Annotated in this window: 2 protein-coding genes and 2 pseudogenes; all 4 read right to left on the bottom strand. The window is 57.8% G+C overall.

Going from position 1 to position 5,287, the window contains the following annotated elements:
• Nucleotides 1-919 precede the first annotated feature (919 nt).
• Nucleotides 920-1,828 carry a plasmid replication initiator RepA gene (gene repA, locus QMN38_RS26265; protein ID WP_137366871.1) on the bottom strand — a complete coding sequence of 303 codons (909 nt, stop codon included), beginning with the start codon at nt 1,826-1,828 and terminating at the stop codon, nt 920-922.
• A 360-nt stretch (nt 1,829-2,188) separates the two neighbouring features.
• On the bottom strand, nt 2,189-2,473 hold the full coding sequence (locus QMN38_RS26260; RefSeq protein WP_323606379.1) for a hypothetical protein: 285 nt from the start codon (nt 2,471-2,473) through the stop codon (nt 2,189-2,191).
• Between the two features lie 88 nt (nt 2,474-2,561).
• Nucleotides 2,562-3,352 (bottom strand): annotated as a pseudogene (locus QMN38_RS26255) (DsbA family protein).
• Between the two features lie 36 nt (nt 3,353-3,388).
• A pseudogene (locus QMN38_RS26250) lies at nt 3,389-4,927 on the bottom strand (conjugative transfer relaxase/helicase TraI domain-containing protein); the annotation flags it as partial.
• Nucleotides 4,928-5,287: the final 360 nt, after the last annotated feature.

Below are 5,287 nucleotides of genomic sequence, written 5' to 3'. Positions count from 1 at the left end.
CAAGCCAACTTGTCGTCAAAATCGGTGTTGCAAAAACGGGAGTGACCATAGATTCCGTTTTCTGAGACGACCCCTGAATAGTCCATCCTGTTTTCTCCACTGCGAATCTGTTCAAAATTACGGCGCATGCTCATTATGCCGCGTAGCGGCATGGAGACGCCAGCAGGAGTCACACTGAGCGCAGTCGGTGGGAGGCGTCGTGACCGGCGCAGCCGTTACGGATTGATAGTTTCTGCCTTGCCCACCCCATTCCCTGCAAAGCCAAATCCACTAAAAGCTACTCCGGTTGATGATTTGCGCCGTCGGAGTGGTCACGACAAGGCATGGCCGAAGTCGGGGCGTATCTCCGCGTTAGCGGGCCGTTAGGGCCGCTTACGGGCGTGTACGGAAAACTGTCAGCAGCACCACCCACAGCGACACTGAATTCTAGTTACAACATCCCTTACAAAGCGGGGGTGTTCCGGCCCTTTGGGCCGGGGCGGCGTCGGTTTGGCAGGGGTAAGGGGTGTGCACTGGGGTGGCTTTTTGCGCCACCGGGGCCCGGCGCTTGGCGACGGGAGGTACTTTTGTCTTTTTTCTGAGCGCGCGGCCGGGGGCCGCTGCATGCGAAGGCATTACCGGTTTTCCCCGTTATCCACGGAAGTTATGCAGTGAACAGGAGGTCTCTTTTATGAATATAAGTAAAGGGTGAAACCCTGAATATTTTGCAGGTATGTGGATGTCAGTTGCAGGTAACTGCTTTTCCCTGTTTGCGGGTATTTGTGGATAAACGGGACGGTATGACATCCCCGCCGGGATATCGTGCAGGCTGTCGCAGAAAAAGGGAGGCATTCACGGGGCAGGTGTTCATAAAACAGGCAGGGATAATGTCGGGACGTGAGAAGGCCTCCGCCGTCAGGCGGATAAACCAGAAAAGGGGTCAGTGCGGCGGGGAAGCGCCCGGAATGGCCAGGTCGACCAGTTCCAGCTGGTACAGCTGTGACCAGACCATTTTCTCAAACTGGCGGGGCGTCAGGTGCTGCGTCCGGCCCTTCAGACTGCGCCAGAGCTGCTCTGACACCTGGCGCTTGCGTTCATCAAAAGGCAGGTCAGACAGTTTCTGACGCATTTTACCTTCGATGGCCCGGGTCCGGCGGCTGAGAAGGGTCTGATGCCGGCAGCGTTCGTACCAGCGGCGACGGGCGGCTTTCAGGGACAGGGTTTCGCCGGGCTTCAGCTGGCCATCGTCGATGGCCTGAAGACGCATCTCCTGCTCCGCGCGCAGCCTGTCCATGTTCACCCCGGTCAGCTGCCAGCCTGCGTCAGTGATAATGACGTGTTTCGGAAAACGGCAGCCGTTCACGCAGTCCCATTCCGCCGGCGGGCATTTGACCACCCCAAAGCGCTCCAGTTCGTGGATCAGGCGCGAAACGCGTGACGTTGTCACAGCCTGCTCCGCAATGATGTGGTCATCCGCATCCCGCGGGCTGAGCGCGGCCGCCAGGGCGGAGACATTGATGGTCACCACACTGGTGGCCAGATCGACTTTGTTGATGAACAGGATGAACAGCGCATCCAGCAGCTGCCGGCGCTCCGGACGGAATGCCCGCCGGCGGCCGGCAGTATTACGCAGGAACACAAAGACGGGATCGGCAGAAACCCGGCGGCGCACCACCCACTGACCGGTGGTTTTATCCCGGCTCATCAGGTTACGCAGGGCACGACCGTGCTCCCGGCTTAAGGGTTTGTAGTGCGACGGCCGGATATAGACCGGGGCCGGGCATTTACAGGCCGTGGAATGAAGGCCACGGGCACGCCTGTCGGCGCGGGGGATCAGTATTTCATTCACGCCGGCCTGTTCTTATGGCGGCCGGGTGTTGTTTTCTATGGTGCATGCGTTATAATCCTTCACAGGCCACGCGCCTGCTTTTGGACCCCCTGATATCTGATGATTCCGCCAAGTTTCGTACAGATTTCGGGGGGTTTGTGCATTCAGGCTCCGGGAACTCCCCGTCACCTGCTCCTGAGCGTCTTTCCGGACACGCTCCCGTCCATGTTCCTGCTTCCGGAAGTCCGCATTTCTTCCGAAAAACGTTCTGCCACCTGCCAGCCTCACCACAAAGCCGCCCACATAAACTGGGGTCAGGTCACAAAACTAAACTGAATCAACAGACTGCCCCACCACAAGACACCTGAAGACGCTGACATTCTACCTTCTCACACCTGAATTTGCCATACGAAATGATCCCGGATCATGGTGGGATACCGCAGGATCGACAGCAAAGAAAAGGGACAGACGGGAAAGAGAAAACATCGCAGCGCCCGCCGCAGGGTCAGACCTCTGGTCTGACTGAGGAAGCGCCAGGGCGCAAATGCGGATAAGGTCATCACGTGAACGGATAATGCCCTGCCCCACCAGGTTTCTTAGCGCTCTTTTTAAAATTGCGCAGGCTTCTTCGTTTTCTTTCTGACTGTCTCGGTTGTCTTCTGACATGCTCTTTCCTTATCTGACCGGACCGTTGTGCCCCCGGGCGACACGGTCCCTGGCCTGTGTCATGCGGCCGGCTGGCCGCGCCTGATGATTACGGTTTCGGATTACCCGCGGCGGTATTAATTGCCCTCTGCAGGGTATCTGCGCGGGTAAGTCCGGGGATGACGGTCACCCTGCCGGCACGGGCCCCGGCAGAAGGAAGTACCACCAGGGCAGGCGTCCCGCTGAAGCCCAGTTGCTGCGCCAGCGTCTGAATTCCGTCCAGCGTGCCCTGTACATCAGCCGCCTGCCCGGCGTCGAAATTCACGGCGGTTGCCGCCGCACGGATATCGTCATCCGTCAGCCGGCCCTCGTTATGGCCGGTGGCATACAGTGTGTTGTGATAGTGAAGCCAGGCATCAGCCCCTTTCTGCACCATATCTGCAGCCCGGTTTTCGCTGCACGCCCGGATTCCGGCCAGCGCGTCTCAAATATCGGGAGTGCCTTGAACACAAAACGCACGTCCGGGTTGGCCGCCATGACTTTCTGGAGCACCGGAGCCAGTCGGGCACAGTAGATACACTGGTAATCGAAGAATTCGACGACCGTCACCTGCGCATCAGCGGGACCATACGACGGGGTGCCTTTATCATCCAGCAGTGCCCCCTGATGCTCAGCGACAGCCGCCGTCATGGCCTGCATCTGCCTTTCCTGCAGTTTCTGGCTGACGTTAACCAGTACCTCCGGATGGGCGACGAGGTAGTCTGCGGCCACTTCGCCAATTCTGGCCTCCTGCGCCGGTGTGAACACCGGCTGAGGGGTTGCTGCGCGTGCTGTCGGACCAGAAATAATGAATGTTGTAACTATTAGTGAGGCTAAAACTGTTCTGCTTGTGCTTTTCATTTGCATATGCCTGATTTCATTGTGGTAGAGGCTGGATTAACGTTCTTTCTGGATGGTACGGCTGAGGGTCTGTTCTTCGTGTTCCGGCATCCGGCCACGTTCCTGCGTGTCTGTCTGCCGTGCTATATCCCGCTCATTACGGGCAAGTTCAGTCACCTGACGGGAGACACCGGAAACCTCAGCAACGCGTCCCGCATCGTGCTCCTTATCGGTACGTCGTATTCTTGCGAAATCACTGTCAGAGTTTCCCTCTCCGCCCGCAATCCTTCTGAGTGTATTCTGGTCCGGTTCAGGCTCACCCTGTTGCCCCTGCATATCGTTAAAAGAGGCTCTGACATTCAATTCCTCTTCGGCGGGGAAAACAATCCTGCCAGGTATCTGTTCCGCTGTTTCGCTGCCTGCTTTTGCTGCGCTGATGGCCAGATTTTCTTCTGCGTGACGACGCTCTGCTTCCTGTTCTTTTACCGTACTGATGTCCACCGGGGGGCTCTCTTCATTCCGTAAATTGTCCGTCCCGGGCAGGGCAATTTCGCTGTCTCTCTGGCTGATGATTTGCACTCTGCTTTCTTCGACCTCCCGACGCTCGCCACCACTGATTTTGAGCAACTGAGCCGCCACGGATTCATCCCCGGTCTGCCACACCACACCGTCCTGCGGATGAGTACGGACAGCGTCGAGCGCGGCGGCCAGTTCACCGACCACACGGGTGTGACCCGACCGGCTTCGCTGCAGCAGCGCCCCGCGCCCCCGCTCACTCATCACCATCCGGGTGTCACCCTGCGTCAGTCTCCCCTCCGGGCTGGCAACCAGTGAGACCAATGCCAGACCGGCACCTTTACCGTTGTTGTCGTAAACAGGCAGGGCCAGTGCGGGCTCCGGGAAGCGTCGCGTCGCCGGGATAATTTTCGCCGTCAGCGACGTCTCCTGCATTCCCTGATGCCGCAGCCAGGCCCGCCCGATGGCGGTCTTACTGACGGGCTGCCCCATTGACCAGATGGCTTTCGCCTGTTTACGCTGCGTCTCCGGGGCCAGCGCATCATGGGCCGTTTTGATATCACGTTCCGGGGTTTTCACCGCCCGGACCCAGTCCGCTTTCCCGTCGGTATAAATCTGCACATGCTCCTTCACACGCGATGCGGAAATATAGAAGGCCCGACGAGTGGCCAGCATCTTACGCCCGGCGTCCGTACCCTCCAGTGAAATAACGTAATCCGTGCTCGCCCCCTGTGCGCCGTAACCCGTCACCGCCCAGCCATAGTCGATATGCTGCTGAGCACGGACCGCCTTCGGGTTAATGATAATGCGGCCTTTTTCTGACGTCAGGCGGATATCCCCTGATTCGCTGACAGACTCCACGGTATAACGCTGGTTACCGGTCTGTCCCTGCTCGCGGTCCGTGAGCGTAAATTTCAGCAGGTCACCGGACCGGACTTCCCTCTCCTCGCGCTGAAACAACTGTACATCGCCGGTGATAAGCTCCTTCGGTGAATACAGCCCGATATTGCCCTCTTCATCACGGACGGTGACCGTGCTGCCGTGCCGGTCTACAGCCAGCACATCCTGATACGCATCGCCGTAAATCTGTGGCAGCGTCATTTTCAGAACCATGTGCGTCTGTGTGGGGGCATACCAGTAATGGACGTCATAGATTTTCGGTGTGCCCGTTGCCGGCATGAGGTCGATAAAACTGCTGTTAATACTGGCAAACCACCACAATGAGCCGTTATCAAAGGTATCCTGGGGTATACGCCAGAAGAAGATGGCCGAGGCCAGTACCGCAAACAGAATGAAGATCCAGAATCCTATCCAGTTGTTAACGGGGTCTGACGCTCAGTGGAACGAAAACTCACGTTAAGCAATTGTGGCTGAGAAAAACCAAAGGATCCGGCGAGGATCCTTTGGTGTGCTGACATGACCAGTTTCTTTTGGGATATT

The sequence above is a fragment of the Citrobacter sp. R-1.5.2 genome, assembly GCF_035064245.1.
Lineage (GTDB): Bacteria > Pseudomonadota > Gammaproteobacteria > Enterobacterales > Enterobacteriaceae > Citrobacter.
Note: the sequence above shows the minus strand (reverse complement) of the source record. Positions and strands in the feature narration are given on the sequence as shown.